The organism is Pseudoalteromonas sp. TAE79 (genome assembly GCF_000498015.1).
GTDB lineage: Bacteria > Pseudomonadota > Gammaproteobacteria > Enterobacterales > Alteromonadaceae > Pseudoalteromonas.
Window position 1 is genome coordinate 87,447 of the sequence record NZ_AUTL01000219.1, and the last position, 19,458, is coordinate 106,904.

Below are 19,458 nucleotides of genomic sequence, written 5' to 3' on the forward strand. Positions count from 1 at the left end.
TACTAGCTCGATAAAATAGTCATCGGCAGGNCCCAGCCACTACAATTGCATACATAACCGCTGAAAAACCTTGGCCATATTTATCTAGTGGCATTAAATGTGAATAGTGACGGCCTCGCCACTCAAATACAATTTCCAGCGCACCTACAAACAAAAAGAATACCAGTAACATTAAGCCAAAGGTGTAGCTCAGCCATAAGCCAAATAGTACGCCTAATAAGCATACGCTTAAACCAATCCATGAACGCATTGAAAAGCTAATACTTTTTAATACATGCCCGCCATCAAGCGGTAGAATAGGTAACAAGTTAAATAAATTTAATAACGCACTAAGAACTGCAACACCTGCAAATATTTCCATCTCGGTGGCGTAATATAAAACGACGCCCAACACCGAGGTAATTAAACCAAACGCAGGCCCCATTAATGATATAACGACATCTTGCCAACGAGTCGTTATTTTATCGTCACTTACAGCAAGCCCACCAACAAACGGGATTAAGTAAATACCTTTGGTTTTTATGCCAAAGTATTTCATTGCTCGCACATGGCCGTACTCGTGTACGACTAAGCAACCAATTAGCATTAGTGCAAATTCAATACTAAATAGCCACGCATAGCCTGCAACAGAAGCCCCTGCAAGCACTACTTTAATTACCTTAGCGCTTTTAAAAAGCTTAAAACCTAATGCAGCTAGCCCTAAAAAGCCTTTTTTAGGTGAGCCATTTGTAGGTGCTGGTAGCGCAAGTTGTGTTGCAAATTGATCATCTACAAAAAGCGAAATGCTTTGCTCTTCGACTGCCCCTGTATCGATACCTATTTTTTTATTGTCGTAAGTAAACTGATAGTAGTTTTCACGAGGGTTATCAAAGGTAATGGCTTGTTGCGCATGAAATACCTGCACAATTTTTTGCCCAGACACCATAAGCGAAAATGGTTGCTCGGCTAAAGTAAGATCTATTCTTATCATAATTAAGACCGTTTAAAACAATGGCGCTAGTATACCTAATCAGCTTAAAAACACGAGAGAAGGTGCTAGGTAACTATTTTCAAAATAAAAGCATTTGATACTGACAAAATAAAAAAACACTACTACTTTTATAGTAAGTCCAAGCGATACATTAAAAGGGATAACAGTGAAGAAGATAGTGCCTAATATTTTAGTTGTTGACGATTCAAAAGCAATTTTGATCGTTATGGAAGCTATACTTAACGAATTGGGTATGTCCAACACTATAACTACGTGCCTGAATGCAAAAGAAGCGCTTGAAAAAGTTAAAGAGGATATCAACTACTTTGATGCTATTTTTACTGATCTCAATATGCCCGAAATGGATGGTATGGAATTAATCCGCCACTTAGGAGGGCTACACTATCAAGGCGGTATTATTATTGTTTCTGAAATGGACCATAAAGTTATTAGTTTAGCTGCCAGCCTTGCCAAGCAACATAACGCTCACCTCATTGGTAATATTACAAAACCAGTGCAACTATCTCAGGTAAGTAGGTTACTTATTAAAGTAGCGCAATTAAATAGCCATACTTTATTAAAAGAGTCAGCCATTTCAAAAGATGAGCTTATTGAAGCATTAAAAAATGATGAAATAACGCCTTTTTATCAACCAAAAATAAACGCTGATAACAATAGAATTGAGAGCGTTGAAGTATTAGCGCGTATTCTATCAAGTAAAGACGGCAATATTATTTTACCTAACCGTTTTATAGGTATTGCCGAGCAACATAACTTAATTAATCAAATTACATTTTCTCTTTTTGAAAAGGCCACCAGCGAATTCAAAAATATGAAAGCGCAACTAGGTCATGATTTTAAGATGGCATTTAACTTATCGCCAACTCAGCTCGACGACCTAAACTGTCCTAATAAATTACTACTCATATTAGAACTAAATCAACTCACGCCTAGTAATATAATTATAGAAATAACAGAACAACATGCACTCTCAAGCCTCATGCAATTAGAAACACTAAACAGATTAAGAATGCATGGCTTTGGTATATCGCTAGACGACTTTGGTGTTGGTTTTACTAATATGAATCAGCTTCGAAACCTTCCTTTTACTGAAATTAAAATAGACCGTTCACTCATTAGCCATATAGAAACAGATTTATTTTCTCAAGTAGTTGTAAGCTCGTTATTTAATATTACAAGTAAAGATAATTTAGATTTAGTGGCAGAAGGTGTTGAACGACCAGAAGAGCTCGTTTATTTGAGGCATTATAGAAGAAACTTAGCCATACAAGGTTTTTTATTTAGTCGTCCTAAACCACAAGGCGAATTTATATCTTGGGCTAAAGATTGGCTGAAAACTGATGGCAGCCCCGCTTAAAGCGGTATTAATATTTAATCGGGGCTGGTTAACTAATTATCACCCCGAGTGTGTTTATCTTCTTCACTGACTATATGCGCACTGCTTGCTAAACGTTTGTGCCAACGCTGCCTTGCTACTGCGCGCATATTAGTAGATTGGTCACGCTCATCTACAATCTCTAGCCCCATTAAAGCTTCAATCATATCCTCTAGCGTTACAATACCTTGCACGTCACCGTACTCATCTACAACTAGGCATATATGCGTGCGCTTTGTTAAAAGAGTTTGCAGTAACGACGATACATTTTGAGAACTCGGCACCGTATAAATAGGCTTAATCAATTTGCTAATTTTGTAATCGGTACCTAAACGGTGAAATGCCAGCATAATATCGTTTTTATGCACAAACCCAACAATATCGTCGCTGTCTTTATCAAATACCAATATACGAGAAAATGACGACGAGCCGTGATCGTTTAAATACTGATTTACTGTTAAGTCTTTGTGGATTTTAAAAATTACAGTTCGAGGCGTCATTAAGTCGCATAATTTTGCATGTCTAAAATGCAATAAATTACGAATTATTTCGGACTCATCCTGATGTAATGCACCCGACTCCGTACCTATATCAGCCATTGCCTCTATCTCTTGACGAATATAGTAAGCCTCATCGTGCTTTGGACCCATTAAATTTGTTAGCTTTTGTGCAAACCATACAAAAGGCTTTAGCAATATAACTAAAAACCTCAAAGCGTAAGTAACACTTGGCGTTAGAGCTCGCCAGTAATTAGCCCCCAAGGTTTTAGGAATAATTTCAGAAAGAATTAATACGAGGAATGTCATAATGGCTGATGCAATACCTACAGCCGCATCGGAAAACACGACAGCTGCCTGTGCGCCTACCCCAGCAGCACCCGCAGTATGGGCAACCGTATTTAAAGTTAAAATAGCAGCTAAAGGCTGATCTATATTGTTTTTAAGTTTTTCGAGCTGTTTAGCAAGCTCAGGATGATCTTTCCTAAGTGATGCAACATAGCTGGGCGAAATACTTAATAACACAGCCTCCATCACAGAACATAAAAACGAAATAACAATCGCCACTACCATATAAACTATCAGTAAAGTCACTTTCTCTCCTCTATATTGGATATGTGAGCATGGTATCAATACATGCTATATTTGGCCAAACTTCCAATAATAATAGGCATAATAATGAAATTTAGCGCACCATGGTGTCATCAAAATAAGCTATTTAAGTACGCAGCAGCTCTTTTAACGCTTAGCAGCTTAAGCTTTGCTGCAATAGCTGCACCATTGGATAAATCAAAAATTCAGTTTATCGGCCCACTTGCCGAAGACATGCAGTTAAAGCCTTTTCAAACACCTCATGGCAATGCCATTATTAATAACCTATTGCCGCAGCTACAAGCAGACTCAGATAGTTTTTCTGTATTTGGGAAAAAACAAAGCTGGCAGCCGTTTAATAAAATCAATGCGCTCACTTTAGGTGGGTTACAGGCACTAAAATTTAATATTGAAACAACCCGCTTTACACAAGGTACGCTTACCTTAAAAGGGATTGAGCAAGGTCAGTTATTTATTAATGGCGAACTACAAACAGGTGATAAAAATAGCTATAAGTTAGCTTTAAATAATAGTACTCACACTGTTTTAATAGTAGCCCAGCAAGTAGCTAATTGGCACGATGTAACGCTTGATTTTGCACCTAAAAGCGAGGTTGATAAAATTACGCTTAGCACTTCACACATAAAACGTTTATCTGCAAAACAACTGTTTGATGCTCCTACAATTAGCCAATTATCACTCGCACCTAATGCCAAGCAGTATGTTACTACCACTCGCACTTATAGCGATAAAACACAAAATCAAGCAAATACAGTTACTGTACTTAAAGATTCAGACAATCAAACGCTTTATCGCTTTGAAGCAGGCCAACCAAGTAACATTATTTGGAGTCCAGATAACCAATATTTAGTGTATTTGTTAAATGGTGAGCTTAAACAACTTAACCGTAAAAACTTCTCAATAAAAACATTAGCAAACGATTTAGAAGGAGCTAATGGCTTTACCTTTTATAACGACACCAGTCTTTTGTTTAGCTGGTCTAAATCACCTGAGAGCACTAACAGCTTAACCAAGCACTATAAAGGTCTGCAAGATCGCTGGTCGTATGCACGTTCCATCAGCCAAATTTATATGCTTGATACTAAAAGTGGTTTAACAAAAGCACTTAGCCAAGGTCCTCTTTCTTACAACCTTGAAGATTCAAATAGTAACCGTGGCAAAGTATTAATGAGCCGCCCTGTAATGGCAATGCAGGCATCAACTCACCCAGAAACAGAGTTAGTTGAACTCGATTTAAAATCAAATAAGTTTTCATCGCTTGGTAAATTTAAAACGTTTAATTTAGCTAAATATGCAAATAAAGACATTTATGTAGTTGCAGGCCCTGACTTTAAAAATGGCGCAGGCAGAGCTCTACCAAAAGCAATGCTTGCCAATAACTACGACGGACAACTTTATCTACTTACTGAAGGCGGTAAAAACGTAAAAGCACTTAGTAAACAGTTCGACCCCGCTATTGGCCAACTGCACGTTTTAGAAAACGGCGATGCGCTCATTAAAGTAACAGAGCAAGACACTCAACCACTTTACCTATTTGATTTAAGTAAACAGCGCTTTAAAAAGTTAAATACGGGATTGGATATTGTTGAACAATTTAGTTACTCACACGACCGTAATACCGAAATTTTATTAAGTGGCACTAACGCTTTAGCACCACAACAACTAAAGCGCCTGAACGTAAGTAAAAATAAAACAGATTTAATATGGGATTCAAAACCAAGTAGCTATGCAAATATACGACTCCCTACATTAGAAGAGTTTAATTTTAAAAATAAACATGGGGTTGAGATAACGGGCCGTGTTTACATTCCAAGCAATTTAGATAAAACTAAAAAGCACCCAGCGCTCGTGTATTACTACGGCGGTACTTCACCAGTTACGCGTGGTTTTACAGGTCGTTACCCGTTTAACTTATGGGCAGAAAATGGCTATGTTGTTTATGTAGTGCAACCTACTGGCGCAACAGGGTTTGGACAAAATTTTTCAGCGCAGCATGTTAATGCCTGGGGCGACTACACCGCAGACGATATTATCGAAGGCACGCAAGCCTTTTTAAATAAATACAACTATGTTGATAGTAAAAAAGTAGGTAACTTAGGGGCATCGTACGGTGGCTTCATGACCATGTTATTAGCAACTAAAACCGATATATTTAGTGCTTCAATAGCTCATGCGGGTATTTCTAATATTACCTCGTATTGGGGTGAAGGTTGGTGGGGCTACTTATATTCTGGCGAAGCATCAAAAAATAGCTTCCCGTGGAATAACCCTGAGCTTTACAGCCAACATAGCCCTGTATTTCATGCCGACAAAGTAACAACACCTATGCTACTTCTTCATGGTGATAGCGATACCAATGTACCTGTTGGCGAAAGCTTAACAATGTACACTGCGCTTAAACTGCTTAATAAGGACGTAGAGTTAATCGAATACAAAGGCGCCGACCATCAAATTTTTGCACGCGATAAACGATTTGATTGGTGGAACACCATGCTCGCATACTTTGATAAAAAGCTAAAAAACGAGCCTCAATGGTGGGACTCGATGTATAAAAATGACTGAGCCTGAACCTTTAAAATAACAACTTAATACAGATTTATTAATAGTAGAATTAATTATTTAGCACCTTTTAATTAGTCTAAAGGTGCTAACCTAATCCTCTAATAACGTCTTATACACCTTTGAAATATTAAGTTACTTAAAACTAATAAACCCCCTTCTCAGCATTTACCTATTGGTGCTACCATACAGAGCTATAAGCATTCAAAATAAAGTACTATGGCTATTAATGTTTTATTGGTTGAAGACGATGAACTACTCGTTAAACGCATCAAAAATCACTTTGCAGATACCGAATTTACAATAGAGGTAGACCCCACTGGCGCTGATGCACTTAATATTGTAAGGCAGCGGGTAAACCTGCGCGGTGCTATATCATTAGCCATAATTGACATTGTCTTACCAAAGCGCGACGGGCTTCAGCTCGCAAAAGAATTAAACACACTGACCGATATTGGCGTTATTGTATTATCGAGTCGTGACTCCCAAGCCGATCGTATTGCAGGCCTTGCACAAGGTGCTGATGACTATATTTGTAAGCCCGTCGATTTACTTGAGTTAGAGCTTCGCATGCGCGCGCTCTATAAGCGTGTTGCCGTTAACCTAGAAGACGACGAAAGCGAAGAGTTTATAGAATATGCTGACTTTAAGCTTCATCCCGATAACCGCACATTAATTACTGCTGCGGGCGTTGAGTCACGCTTAACTGAAGCCGAACATAAAGTGCTTATTTGCTTAATTAGTAATGCAGGTAAAGCCACATCCCGTGAAAAAATATCAGAAGAAATAGGCCAGCCCGATTGGAGCCCAAACGATCGTACTGTTGATGTGCTTATTGGTCGTTTACGTAAAAAATTAAATGACGAAAAAGATCAAAAACGCATCGTTACCGTACGCGGTAAAGGCTATATGCTTTCTATTTAATACTTAGTTAATTGCGCAATAAGGCGCTCAAATGCGCGGTAATTAAGTGCTTCTTTAAGCTCATTTAAACTAATGTTTTCAGCGCCTTTTAAATCACTAATAGTCCGCGCCACCTTAATTACTCTATGGTAAGAGCGTGGCGATAAAGACAACTTCTCGCTTGCTCTAGCTAAAAATTGCAACTCTGCAGGCGCAAGTTCACAGTGCACACTCATTTCTTTATTATTAAGTCTCGCATTAACCTTACCTTGGCGTTTTAGCTGTACATAATAAGCAGCCTCAACTCTTGCTCTAACCTCAGCACTGGTTTCCTCTGGTTTGGTACTTTGTAGCTCAACACTCGTTAAACGAGGTAGTTCTATTTGCAAATCAATACGGTCAATAAAAGGCCCCGACACGCGTGATAAATAACGCATAACTTGATCGGGAGTTGCCCGCTTATCAGTATGGCTCCCCGTTGGGCTTGGGTTTAATGCTGTAATAAGCTGAAACTGCGCTGGGAACTCCATTTGCCTAGCTGCACGTGAAATAGTAACCGTACCGGTCTCCATTGGTTCACGCAGTGAATCAAGCACCTTACGCTCGAATTCCGGTAACTCATCTAAGAAAAGCACACCGTTATGTGCCAGCGAAATTTCACCAGGCTTGGGATTTGAAGAGCCCCCCACCAAAGCAACCGCTGAGCACGTATGATGCGGATTACGAAATGGTCGCTGTCGCCAATTAGTTAAATCTATAGATTGCCCAATAATAGAGTAAAGCGCAGCTGTTGAAATAGCTTCATCGTCCGACATAGTGGGCATTATAGTAGCCATTCGCTGGGCCAGCATTGATTTACCAGTACCAGGAGGGCCTAAAAATAGTAAATTATGCCCGCCAGCTGCAGCAATTTCGAGTACTCGCTTGGCACCAGGCTGACCTTTCACATCGCTTAAATCGAGTAAAAAATCAGGGGCTTGAGTGCAGTCGGGGTACTCTATATTTAATGGCAAGGGTTGTTGATTAAGTAGGTCGCCCCATACTTCTTGAATAGAGCTTACGGCTTTGCGTTTAACGCCATTAACTAAGCTTGCTAGGCTGTCGTTTGCAAGAGGTAAAAAGCAGCAACGATCTTGCTCTTTTGCAGCAAGTACCGAAGGTAAAATAGCGTTTACACCACGCACCTCACCATTAAGAGCAAGCTCACCATAAAACTCGTACTTATGAATATCAGGACACACTATTTGCCCAGAGGCGACTAAAATACCCACCGCAATAGCCAGATCAAACCGCCCACCATCTTTTGGTAAGTCGGCTGGGGCTAAATTTACGGTTATTCGTTGATCGGGAAAACCAAATTGTGAGTTTTCGAGTGCGCTACGCACCCTGTCTTTCGACTCTTTAACAGACGCTTCGGGCAGACCTACAATATGAAAAGCAGGTAAACCATTTCCTAGGTGAACTTCTACAATAACTTCAGGGGCATTTATGCCCACTTGAGCACGAGAAAATATACGAGCTAACGACATTCCTTATCCTAGTAAATGGTGTGATTACACCAGTTTAGTCAGGATATTTAAAAACGTGTAATGTGATTTGCCATTTTATAGCGGCTAAACGAAGTAATAAGGTCATTAACATGCCTAATACCATCGCCATTTCGGTTGCTAACGAAAAACTAATGCCAAGCGTATAAACAGTACCACCCGCTATACAGGTAATAGCGTAAAGCTCACCCTTTAATAGCATAGGGATCTCGCGTGCAAGCACATCTCGAATTAGTCCACCAAAGCAGCCTGTAATTACAGCCATAATTACCGCAGTCATATCGGGCATACCAACAAGCTGTGCTTTTTGCGCCCCCATTACTGCAAAAAAAGCTAACCCGAACGCATCCGCTGTTTGTAAAATATAATGAGGTATCGGCTTTTGTTTATTTATAAGGCGTGTTGTAACAAATACTGAAGCGAGTATGGCAAAAAAGTAACTTTGATCGTGTAACCAAAACACAGGAACATCTAAAATTAGATCTCGCACTGTACCACCACCAATAGCAGTTACTGTCGCTAAAACTACGACCCCAAAGCCATCCATTTTTTTCTCGTACGCTAGCAAAGTGCCTGATACAGCAAACACCGCAATGCCTATTAAATCAAACCAGTGGTAAAGTTCAGTCATATTTGTAACAACCTAAAAATATTTGTGTCGTTTTAACACAAACCAAACAAGGTTTTAAGTAATAACGATTTATTTTAAGAAGTTTATAACATTTTAAAGTGTATCTCAGGGGGCGGGAGCTTGCGCTTATGAGAAGTGAATGCCTCATGCAGTGAAGATGATCTTTAACCTATAAGCTAAATCACCACACTCACCAAATTTTAGACATAAAAAACACGCTTTAAGCGTGCCGTTTCATTCTTATTTATCTCAGTGGTTGCGGGAGCCTGAACTTATAAAAGGTGAACCGACGGCCTTCGGGTTATGAGCCACAATATACACACTAAATTTTAGACATAAAAAAACACGCTTTAAGCGTGCCGTTTCATTCTTATTTATTTCAGTGGTTGCGGGAGCCGGATTTGAACCGACGACCTTCGGGTTATGAGCCCGACGAGCTACCAGACTGCTCCATCCCGCGCCTGAAATTTGTAGACTTGTTTAAAGTTGCTTACATTACAACTTGGCTTCCAATTAAAAAATTTATTGCTGGAGCTGTGAAGGTGAAGAGTGAACCGACGACCTTTTAAAACTACCTATTGCACTAAATCTTTATAAAAGAATTGGTTGCGGGAGCCGGATTTGAACCGACGACCTTCGGGTTATGAGCCCGACGAGCTACCAGACTGCTCCATCCCGCGCCTGTATATTTTAAGTCTATCGACTACTTTATTTTATCTCTTAAGTTAGAGTTTACAGTAACCTCAATCCCTAAGGAAATTGGTTGCGGGAGCCGGATTTGAACCGACGACCTTCGGGTTATGAGCCCGACGAGCTACCAGACTGCTCCATCCCGCGCCTGTAATTTCTTTAAAGCATTTTCGTAATATTTACGTGCCTGCCTTGAAGAGAGCGCTACTATATAGGAATAAACATTTAATGCAAGACCTAAACTAATTAAAGTTGTTCAACCGAACAAAAAGCAATCAAATTACTACTCTGCGCTCAATCTTTGATGCGGATTAATCATTTTTTGCCATTCCCAGTCGGGATGTCCCATTACTATAAAGTCAGGGTTCTCAGTACTCTCTCGTTGGTTGTACGTTAGCGGATTAAATTCTGCATCGGTAATACAACCACCGGCTTCTTCAACAATAACTTGTGAAGCACCTGTATCCCACTCTCCCGTTGGACCAATTCTTAAAAAACAATCTGCTTTGCCCTCTGCAACAGTACAGGCTTTTAAAGAACACGAACCAATAGCAATCGTTGTAAACTGACTATTTAAATACTGACTCACCGCTTCTATTTTTTGGCGGCGGCTCACTGCAAGCGTCAAGCTCTCTGGCGGCGCTACAGATATTTGCTTATCAATTGAGTTTTCACGTTTAAAGGCACCATTTTTAGCTGTAGCAAAATAAGTCACGCCTTTTGCAGGCCAATGAATAACGCCAAGCACAGGATGATTATTTTCAATCAATGCAATGTTTACTGCAAAGTCGCCACTTTCTAAAATAAATTCGCCAGTACCATCCATCGGATCGAGCAACCAATAACGCTGCCAGTCCTGTCTGTCGACGAGTGCAGGTATAGGTGTTTCTTCCGACATAATTGGGATATCGGGCGCAAGTGCTTTTAATCCAGCAACCAGTACGTCATTTGCTGCTAAATCAGCTTTGGTAACAGGCGTATTATCTGATTTCTCTTGTTGGCCAATATCGCCTTTTTTATAAATGGCCATAATTGCATCGCCAGCACGCTCAGCTAATTCAATGCACGGTTCGATTAATTTATTCATCGGCAGCTCCAGACGCTAAATACTTATCTAATAATAGCAAAGCTGCAACACTGCGTGCTTCGGTAAAATCTTCTTGGTCTAATAATGACTGCCACTGAGTTAATGGCCACTTAACAACAACAAGCGGCTCTGGTTCGTCGCCAATAAGGGTTTGTGGGTATAATTGCTTAGCAAATAAAATATGCATAGTGGCATTAAAGTAACTCGGCGCCATTGTTACTGTTCTTAATGGTTTAAAATACTCAGCACCAAAGCCAATTTCTTCTTTAAGCTCTCTGTTAGCAGCTTGCTCTGGCGTTTCGCCCGGATCGATTAAGCCTTTAGGAAAACCTAACTGGTAATCGTTTGTGCCCGCACAGTATTCACGTACAAGTAGTAATTCGTTGTCTGCACTTAACGGAACAATCATCACTGCTCCCCGGCCACCGCCGCGAATTCGCTCATACTGGCGCTCTTCGTTATTAGAAAACTTTAACTCTAAAGACTCCACAGTAAACAGGCGGCTTTTAGCGACAACATTGTTACTGAGGATTTGTGGTGGTGTTGGGTGCTTTTTCTGTGTCATTGGCGTTAATTTGCTATCATGGCAGTTAGTTCAATAATAAACCTTATAAGTTGAAATTCCTATGTTAAATTGGTCAAAAATCGATACCGTTTTGCTCGACATGGATGGAACATTACTCGATTTACATTACGACAGTCATTTTTGGCTTAACGTTATTCCTGCGCAACACGCATTAGCAAGGGGCATTAGCCTAGATGCAGCTAAAGCAGATATTTTAAAACGCTATCAAGCTGTGAGCGGTCAAATACAGTGGTATTGTTTAGATTATTGGGAGCAGCAATTAAGCTTGCCTATAATGGAGTTTAAACGAGAGTCTCAGCATTTAATTAAAATGCGCGAAGACGTACCTCATTTTTTAACTGAGCTTAAAAAAGCAGGCAAAGAGTTAATTTTACTTACCAACGCCCACCCTGAGAGTGTCATGCTTAAATTTGAGCATACAGCGATTGATAACTACCTAGATGGCGTAGTGTCTACTCATGAATATGGAGTAAGTAAAGAGCAACAAAGTTTGTGGCACCAAGTACAAAAAGACTTAGGGTTTAATAAGCAGCGTACTTTGTTTGTAGATGACAGTGTGCCGGTATTAAATGCCGCACGAGAATACGGCATCGAGCACTTACTTGCAGTTGCTAACCCAGATAGCCAACAACCACATAACGAAATAGCCGATTACCTAAGTGTTACCGACTATCGTAAGATTATCTAACTCAACTTACGTGACTTAAATTTTTGGGTAACGCGCTTCTAGCCCTTGATATACTAATTTTGCAAAATCTGCATGTTCGGTATCAAGGCTTTTAACAACGTCTACTAAATGCTCGTTATCTTCTTGGCCGCCCCACACTTTTATGTAACTGCCATCTTTATAGCCATGATCTTGACGGAAGAAGTTTAAGGTGTTTTTACCCACATAACCTCGGTATAAATCGTCAATATTCATACCTATTTGCGCCATACAGCCGGCAAAGGCACCTGCATTAAACGTTTTATCAGCAACAGCAGACGCCGCCAATATCTCTAGTGTTTGTTTAAAGTCATCAGCTTGTTGAGCATTGCTAAGCTCAGTTTCAAGTTGCTTTGCTAAGTCTTCGTAGCTAATTTCACCGTCAATTCTAAGCGATAGACCAAAATGAAAAATATCAACCAACTCTAAAATAACTTGTTCAGTATCTGGTGTTTGTTTTTTCCACCATTTCCAACCATGATGATCCAACATTTCAGCACACTCAACCCAAATAGCGCGGTACCATTCAAACCCTTGAGTAAACCATTGCTCATGTACTTTAGTATTCATGGCGTTTTGCATTTCTAGCATCACTACTAGCTTGTTTAAATTGGCAGACATATCAGTTCCTGTCGTTTTGATTGGCGTAATGTTCGTTGGTGTAATAATACAGATAAAATGCTGATTGTGCATTGCTGTATATTTTTATTAGTGTGCTAGTTATGTTTATCGTGACGTCGTAAACTCATGCCATGAATCAATTAAATCAATGAAATCTTCAAAGCCACAACCACTACTTAAACCATTTTCTTCAAGCGCTAAATCGTCATCTTGATACGCTATTAGGTCTTCGCTGTCTTGATGAAGCGCATGGGCTTCAAATAATGCTTCGTCTTTCGTTAATATTAAATCTATTTCTTGGCCTTTTAGCGTTAGCGGCTCATAGCTTGAACTCACCGATGCAATAAGCGCTTGCACCATGGCTACTTTGTCTTTGCCTATTTCTTCGTTTAGCCAGCGACCAATAATAGCGTGTTCACTGCTTATTTTAATACGTAGCCCACTAATAGGGTCGCGAATAAATTGATATTCCATAGGGTTTGCCTGTAAATCTTTAATTGCGTAATTATATACGTAAACGCCCGTAAACCACAGGACATATAAAGTAAAATAGCGCCACATGGGCGCTATTTTACTCAACTTGAAAACCGTTAACTTCGCGATCTATAACGCGCTGCGTCAATAATCGACCATAAGTAAATAATAGGCACAAGTACAAAGCCTACAAGCACATAAATTAGTGCGTAACTTATTATAATAGCGAGTGCAAAAAATATAGCCGCTAAAATACGCCCTTGCACTAACTGCCCTAAACCAGGAAAAAATATATTACATAATGCTGCGATTACGTTACCGCCAGAACCTTGATCTGCCATACTAACCTCTGTATTTATTTGATTTTATAATTATTTACTTACACACTCTATGCCAATTTATTAAAGCTTACAAATCAAATAGTTAAATTAGTCTAGATTTAGAGAGTTAGTAAAAATTGCTAACTTTAGGTCAAATTAGCAATTTTTGTTATGTGTTTGCACTTTTCTATTCGCTCAATTAATTAGCAAGTTACTCGTTTTGAACACTATTTTATAAATAGCTGTTTATAAAAACAGTATTTTATTTAGCCTAACAAAAACACCTGTTATACTGGCCACAATATTGATTAAAAAGGCGTAACGATGGACGTTTCACAATTACTCGATGGCTTAAATGACAAACAACGCGATGCCGTTGCAGCCCCACTACAAAACATGCTGGTATTAGCAGGTGCTGGGTCTGGTAAAACACGAGTGTTAGTTCATCGTATTGCTTGGCTAATGCAAGTTGAGCAAGCCTCAGCGTATAGTATTTTTGCGGTTACCTTTACTAATAAAGCAGCTAAAGAAATGCGTACTCGCGTTGAAGAGACGCTAAAAGCGCCGGTTGGTGGTATGTGGATTGGTACTTTCCATGGTTTATCGCACCGTATTTTACGCGCGCACCACCGTGAAGCAAAATTACCCGAAGCATTTCAAATCTTAGACTCAGACGATCAGCTACGTATGATCAAACGTTTATTAAAATCGATGAATATCGATGATAAAAAATGGCCTGCTAAACAATTTGGCTGGTACATTAGCGCTAAAAAAGATGAAGCACTTCGCCCTAAAGATATTCAAGCCTACGATATTAACGAGCAAATGATGCTGCGTGTTTATGCCGCCTATCAAGAGGCCTGTGATAGAGCGGGCCTAGTTGATTTTGCTGAAATATTACTACGCAGCTACGAAGTGTTAAAAAATAACCCTACGTTACTGCGTCATTATCAGCAACGCTTTGCACATATGCTCGTAGACGAGTTCCAAGATACAAATACCATTCAATATGCTTGGTTAAAGTTACTTGCTGGCGATACTAACAGCATTATGATTGTAGGCGACGATGACCAAAGCATTTATGGTTGGCGTGGTGCTAAAATCGAAAACATTAAACGTTTTTTAACTGACTTTAGCGCTGAAACCATTCGTCTTGAACAAAACTACCGTTCAACCGCGACTATTTTGAAAGCGTCCAACGCATTAATTCAAAATAACTCAGAACGTATGGGTAAAAGCTTGTGGACCGACGGTAACGATGGCGAGCCAATCTCTATTTATGCAGCATTTAATGAGTTAGACGAAGCACGCTTTGTAAGTAGCAAACTACGAAGCTGGTTAAATGCAGGTAATGCCCTACAAGATGCCGCAATTTTATACCGTAGTAACGCGCAATCTCGTGTACTTGAGGAGGCCATGCTGCAAGAAGGCTTAAAATACCGTATTTATGGTGGTATGCGATTCTTCGAACGACAAGAAATTAAAGATGCGCTTTCGTATTTACGCCTAGTAGGTAATCGTCAAGACGATGCCGCGTTTGAGCGTGTAATTAATACGCCAGCACGCGGTATTGGTGATAAAACACTGAGCCATATACGAGATTGTGCACGAGCAGAATCGTTACCGCTTTGGTATGCCGCAAAAGCAATTGTAGAACAACAGCATTTATCTGGTCGTGCTTCTGGTGCCGTAAGTAAGTTTGTAGAACTAGTCGAACAAATAGAAGATAAAATTAGCGATCTAACTTTGCATGAGCAAGCCAAGTACACAATTCAAACCTCAGGCTTGATGGCAATGTACCAAGCTGAAAAAGGTGAAAAAGGCCGTGCTCGCGTAGAAAACTTAGAAGAGCTAATTAGCGCATGTGACCAGTACGAACTTCCTGAAGACGAAGAATACAGCTCGCCTTTACAAGGCTTTTTAGCACATACATCACTTGAGTCAGGTGAAGGACAAGCAGAAGAGCACGAAGACGCCGTTCAAATGATGACACTTCACTCAGCTAAAGGCTTAGAGTTTCCGTTAGTGTTTATGGTGGGCGTAGAAGAAGGCATGTTCCCTTCTCAGCAAAGTAACGAAGAGTCTGGTCGTTTGGAAGAAGAGCGCCGCCTTTGTTATGTAGGCATGACACGAGCAATGGATAAGTTATACATTAGCCATGCTGAGAGTCGCCGTTTATACGGGCAAGAAAAATACCATAGCCCATCACGCTTTTTACGCGAAATACCTGAGGACTGCGTTGAAGAAATTCGTATTAAAACACAGGTTTCTCGCCCGCCTGCCGCCGGGCGTTTTAGCGCATCAGTTAGCCATGCCGCATTTGAAGACAGTGGCTTTAACTTAGGGCAACGAGTTTTGCATGCTAAGTTTGGTGTTGGTACCGTACTTAATTACGAAGGCAGTGGCGCGCAATCTCGCGTACAAGTTAACTTTGACGACCTTGGCAGTAAATGGTTAGTAACGGCCTATGCACGATTACAAGCTGTATAAAGCTCACCTAAATGAGTTAGAACAACAACTAGCTGGCGCGTATCATCGTCAGCTAGTGTTGATTACGGGCAGCCCTGCTTGGTGTTATGAACTACTTAACTCATTAATAGATGAAAACAATACACTTGTTGTATCAAAGCAGTGCGCGATTAAAAATTCGTACTGGCCTACTCGCACTCACCAAATTTTAGGGCAAGAATTTGCTCATGCTGTTTACGATGGTTTTAGTGGTTTACACCCTGATAAACTTGCAGCACTTACCGGCACCGTTAAAGCAGGCGGTATACTGTTTTTATTACTGCCCGAATTAAATGATTTAGCCTCTTGGCAAGACCCCTCATTAAGTACAGTGCAATCACACGGTCAGAGTATTGACTACAGTTTATTTAATCAACGTTTCGCGGCTATTATTAAGCAATTACCCGCTTTTCATTTTAGTGAAAAAAATGGCTGTATTAGTAATCTCGTCAGCTCTGTTACGCATAATAAAATTGATTATGTACCACAGCAAAACTGCGTTGAACAAATAGTAAAAGTAGCTAATGGTCGTGCCAACAGGCCTTTACTCATTAATGCTGATAGAGGTAGAGGCAAGTCGGCAGCACTTGGCTTAGCAGCCGCAAAATTAGCTGATAAAAAAGTAATTATTTGCAGCACTCAGTTTAAAGCGACCCATAGTAGCTTTAAACATTTAGCCAACGAGTTAGACCTGCAATACAACGCTGAACATAAACAGCTCGCCAACTTGCACTACGTTGCACCTGACGCGTTATTAAATGCATTACCTGAGTGCGATTTATTACTCATTGATGAAGCTGCCGCGATCCCTGTACCGTTATTGCTAAAAATGCTAGCTCATTACCCTCGTATAGTCTTTGCAAGTACACTGGTTGGGTATGAGGGCAATGGTAGGGGTTATACCATTCGCTTTAGTAACTATATAAAAGCGCACTATAAAGCCTCTAAAGTTGTAACGCTTGATGAGCCACTGCGTTTTGCTAAACACGATCCCCTCGAGAAGCACATTCGCACCTTGCTTGCACTCGGTGCACAATATAAAGAGTTAAGTAGTGAGCAATTAGAGCAGCCAGTTCATAGCGAAATAACTCAGCAATCCCTTGTAAACAATGAGCCTTTACTGCAACAAGTTATTGCCCTGCTTGCATTGGCTCACTATCAAAGTAGTGTAAACGATTTACGCCAACTACTAGACGCACCATCGCAACGAATATTCATCAGCAAAATTAACAATCAATTAGTTGGTGTATGTTTAATCGCAATAGAAGGTGGTTTAAGTGAAGAACTTGCCCTACAGGTTATAAGCGGAGAGCGCCGCCCACAGGGTCATTTAATGGCTCAAACCCTCTCACAACTTAGTTTTAGTAATGACTACTTAACACAGTTGAGCGCTCGCGTTGTACGAATAGCGATTGATCCGAGTTCTCACAATATGGGTTTTGGTAAAAAGCTACTTAGCTATTGCGAGTCGCAAGTAAAAAGCCAATGTAGTTGGTTTGGTGCAAGCTTTGGCGCAACAGCGCAGCTACTTAACTTTTGGCAAAAACAAGGGTTTGATACCGTAAAACTGGGTTATCAACGCGATAAAAGCACAGCTGAACATTCAGTGCTTGTGGTTAAATGCTTAAGCAACAAAGATGCAATTATCCAACCTCTAAAAAAGCAGTTTAAAAACGATTTTTTTTATGCTCTTTTAACACATTTTAAAACACTAGATTGGCAACTTGTAAGTATTTTAATTGAAGGATTTAGCGATGAGTTAGTAAGCCCCGAGACTCGCGAACGATTAGCCTTGCTCGTAAACAGTAACTTCACTCAATTTAATATCTCTGCGACTCTCTGGCAGGTAGTGAATCAGTCTCCTTCTTGTATGTCTCAATTAACAGAGTCTGATAAACAACTTTTAATAAAGTTAGTGCTGCAAAATGAATGTAATGAAAAAGTGATTCAACACTTAGGTTTATTAGGAAAAAAGCAGCTTGAGAATCAATTTAAACGTGCCATAAAAAACCTCACTAGTGCCATCTAATAACTCCTAGTTACCTATCTCTATTAAATCTTATCCATCTTTAAGCTATTTATTTAATTTGTTCTATCCTTAAAGTATTAATAGGTAAATTAAGATAAAGGCATGGAATTAATAAACTTTAAAGTGGGCTGTAAAACAATTTCACTTAAAATACTCGATATTTTATTAACAGAGCGCTTTGACAATAATCTAACAACTTTACCCAACAATAATAAAAGCTTTATTGGTGTTAAAGATTATATGGATATACCAACGCCTGTGTTTGATTTAGGTATTATTTTAAATAATATCTCAACCGAACAAAGTAATGCGCATGTACTAAAACAACTAAGAACATGGCAAGAAAAACTATTAAACTGGTTCAATACCCTTCAAAGTAACTTGCTAAATAGCTCGGCTTCTATTTCAAATAATGATGCAGAACTACAAGATTTTGTTCGGTTTTACAAAGAGTTCAACACCGATAATGAAGACTTAAAACTAACAATGTCTCGACTTAACGAACCTTTCCAATCATTGCTAGAAACGGTAAAAGAAGCTATATCAGCTCATAATCAAAGCGATTATAAACAAGTATCAGCTCTGCTCGAAAAAATTAAGCGTAGTAACCTAATTCAGTTAGAGCGTTTATTCGAATCAGCTAAAGAGCAAATAACCTTAGACTATAAACCTATTATTGTTTTTACCACTAAAGACGGCTTAAACCCACACGTAGGGTTATTGGTAGATAAAGTCGAAGATAATATCGACTATAAAAAAGAAGACATTAAACCACTAGATAAGCTCACTGAGGTTGGTTTTGATCTAGACCCACAAACTAAAAATATGATGCGAGGATTAATCAAGCTTTCACAAAAGCACAGTGTATTAATTGATCCAAGCGTAATATTTAAACCAACACAACTAGAAGAATCTGAAAGTGAAGAAACTCAAGCTTACGGACTATTTTAAATAGTCTTTAGATTTGGTTATAAACTTTAGTACTGAAGTAATGAACTATTCAGTTCGACTTGTACATTTAGATAAATTGGAGAGAAATCGAGTGCGTAATGTTAGTTACTCATATTTCACTTTTTTGCAGACGTAAAAAAGCCCGAATCGTTAGATCCGGGCTTTCTACAATTTGAAGCCTGGTAATGTCCTACTTTCACATAGCAAATGCTACACTATCATCGGCGCTGTTTCGTTTCACTACTGAGTTCGGCATGGAGTCAGGTGGGTCCAAAACGCTATTGTCACCAAGCAAATTAGGTGCAAAGAATCAATGACAAGCACGTAGTGCTACCATTTTCTTTGCGCAAGGTGCCTCAACTTTAACGCTA

Annotated in this window: 15 protein-coding genes, 3 tRNA genes, 1 rRNA gene and 1 pseudogene; 7 read left to right on the top strand and 13 right to left on the bottom strand. The window is 39.6% G+C overall.

Annotated features, from left to right (window positions below):
* Positions 1 to 31: 31 nt before the first annotated feature.
* Positions 32 to 970: pseudogene (locus tag L655_RS0116590) on the bottom strand (site-2 protease family protein); the annotation flags it as partial.
* 166 nt (positions 971 to 1,136) lie between these two features.
* Here L655_RS0116590 and L655_RS0116595 point away from each other — a divergent pair.
* On the top strand, positions 1,137 to 2,348 hold the full coding sequence (locus L655_RS0116595) for an EAL domain-containing protein (RefSeq protein ID WP_024605627.1): 1,212 nt from the start codon (positions 1,137 to 1,139) through the stop codon (positions 2,346 to 2,348).
* 32 nt (positions 2,349 to 2,380) lie between these two features.
* On the opposite strand, the gene L655_RS0116600 is transcribed toward L655_RS0116595, so the two are convergent.
* On the bottom strand, positions 2,381 to 3,457 hold the full coding sequence (locus tag L655_RS0116600) for a hemolysin family protein (protein WP_007587021.1): 1,077 nt from the start codon (positions 3,455 to 3,457) through the stop codon (positions 2,381 to 2,383).
* Positions 3,458 to 3,541: 84 nt separating this feature from the next.
* On the opposite strand from L655_RS0116600, the gene L655_RS0116605 reads away from it, so the two are divergent.
* Positions 3,542 to 6,037: a prolyl oligopeptidase family serine peptidase gene (locus tag L655_RS0116605; protein ID WP_024605628.1), complete on the top strand. Its 2,496-nt coding sequence runs from the start codon at positions 3,542 to 3,544 to the stop codon at positions 6,035 to 6,037.
* Positions 6,038 to 6,253: 216 nt separating this feature from the next.
* Positions 6,254 to 6,958: a response regulator transcription factor gene (locus tag L655_RS0116610; RefSeq protein ID WP_024605629.1), complete on the top strand. Its 705-nt coding sequence runs from the start codon at positions 6,254 to 6,256 to the stop codon at positions 6,956 to 6,958.
* Here L655_RS0116610 and L655_RS0116615 read toward each other — a convergent pair.
* The 7 genes from L655_RS0116615 to nudE all read right to left on the bottom strand — a co-directional run bounded on the left by L655_RS0116615 (position 6,955) and on the right by nudE (position 11,457).
* A complete protein-coding gene (locus L655_RS0116615) occupies positions 6,955 to 8,466 on the bottom strand; it encodes a YifB family Mg chelatase-like AAA ATPase (RefSeq protein ID WP_002957914.1) in 1,512 nt (503 codons plus the stop codon). The genes L655_RS0116610 and L655_RS0116615 overlap by 4 nt on opposite strands.
* 34 nt (positions 8,467 to 8,500) lie before the next feature.
* A complete protein-coding gene (locus tag L655_RS0116620; protein WP_002957915.1) occupies positions 8,501 to 9,115 on the bottom strand; it encodes a trimeric intracellular cation channel family protein in 615 nt (204 codons plus the stop codon).
* 383 nt (positions 9,116 to 9,498) lie between these two features.
* A tRNA-Met gene (locus L655_RS0116625) sits at positions 9,499 to 9,575 on the bottom strand.
* 143 nt (positions 9,576 to 9,718) lie between these two features.
* Positions 9,719 to 9,795 (bottom strand) — tRNA-Met (locus L655_RS0116630).
* Between the two features lie 80 nt (positions 9,796 to 9,875).
* Positions 9,876 to 9,952, bottom strand: a tRNA-Met gene (locus L655_RS0116635).
* A gap of 136 nt (positions 9,953 to 10,088) precedes the next feature.
* Positions 10,089 to 10,892 (bottom strand): 3'(2'),5'-bisphosphate nucleotidase CysQ, encoded by an 804-nt coding sequence (gene cysQ / locus L655_RS0116640; protein ID WP_024605630.1) that lies wholly within the window; start codon positions 10,890 to 10,892, stop codon positions 10,089 to 10,091.
* Positions 10,885 to 11,457, bottom strand: a complete 573-nt coding sequence (gene nudE, locus L655_RS0116645) for an ADP compounds hydrolase NudE (RefSeq protein ID WP_007586548.1) — start codon at positions 11,455 to 11,457, stop codon at positions 10,885 to 10,887. The genes cysQ and nudE overlap by 8 nt, the downstream gene beginning before the upstream one ends.
* 61 nt (positions 11,458 to 11,518) lie before the next feature.
* On the opposite strand from nudE, the gene yrfG reads away from it, so the two are divergent.
* Positions 11,519 to 12,166, top strand: a complete 648-nt coding sequence (yrfG, locus tag L655_RS0116650; RefSeq protein WP_024605631.1) for a GMP/IMP nucleotidase — start codon at positions 11,519 to 11,521, stop codon at positions 12,164 to 12,166.
* 15 nt (positions 12,167 to 12,181) lie between these two features.
* Here yrfG and L655_RS0116655 read toward each other — a convergent pair whose 3' ends face one another.
* The 3 genes from L655_RS0116655 to L655_RS0116665 all read right to left on the bottom strand — a co-directional run bounded on the left by L655_RS0116655 (position 12,182) and on the right by L655_RS0116665 (position 13,620).
* Positions 12,182 to 12,805 (bottom strand): dUTP diphosphatase, encoded by a 624-nt coding sequence (locus L655_RS0116655; RefSeq protein WP_024605632.1) that lies wholly within the window; start codon positions 12,803 to 12,805, stop codon positions 12,182 to 12,184.
* A 105-nt stretch (positions 12,806 to 12,910) separates the two neighbouring features.
* Positions 12,911 to 13,279: a YacL family protein gene (locus L655_RS0116660; RefSeq protein ID WP_024592461.1), complete on the bottom strand. Its 369-nt coding sequence runs from the start codon at positions 13,277 to 13,279 to the stop codon at positions 12,911 to 12,913.
* Positions 13,280 to 13,395: 116 nt separating this feature from the next.
* Positions 13,396 to 13,620 carry a hypothetical protein gene (locus L655_RS0116665; protein WP_002963009.1) on the bottom strand — a complete coding sequence of 75 codons (225 nt, stop codon included), beginning with the start codon at positions 13,618 to 13,620 and terminating at the stop codon, positions 13,396 to 13,398.
* Between the two features lie 303 nt (positions 13,621 to 13,923).
* Between L655_RS0116665 and uvrD the strand changes: the two genes are divergently transcribed.
* The 3 genes from uvrD (at position 13,924) to L655_RS0116680 (ending at position 19,087) form a co-directional block, all read left to right on the top strand.
* On the top strand, positions 13,924 to 16,089 hold the full coding sequence (gene uvrD, locus L655_RS0116670; RefSeq protein ID WP_024605633.1) for a DNA helicase II: 2,166 nt from the start codon (positions 13,924 to 13,926) through the stop codon (positions 16,087 to 16,089).
* Entirely contained in the window at positions 16,067 to 18,136 is a 2,070-nt protein-coding gene (locus L655_RS0116675; protein ID WP_024605634.1) for a GNAT family N-acetyltransferase, read from the top strand. Before uvrD ends, L655_RS0116675 begins: the two co-directional genes overlap by 23 nt.
* Before the next feature lie 102 nt (positions 18,137 to 18,238).
* Positions 18,239 to 19,087, top strand: coding sequence for a hypothetical protein (locus tag L655_RS0116680; RefSeq protein ID WP_024605635.1), 849 nt, complete (start codon positions 18,239 to 18,241; stop codon positions 19,085 to 19,087).
* A gap of 177 nt (positions 19,088 to 19,264) precedes the next feature.
* Here the strand turns inward: L655_RS0116680 and rrf are convergent.
* Positions 19,265 to 19,379, bottom strand: a 5S ribosomal RNA gene (gene rrf / locus L655_RS0116685).
* Between the last annotated feature and the right edge of the window lie 79 nt (positions 19,380 to 19,458).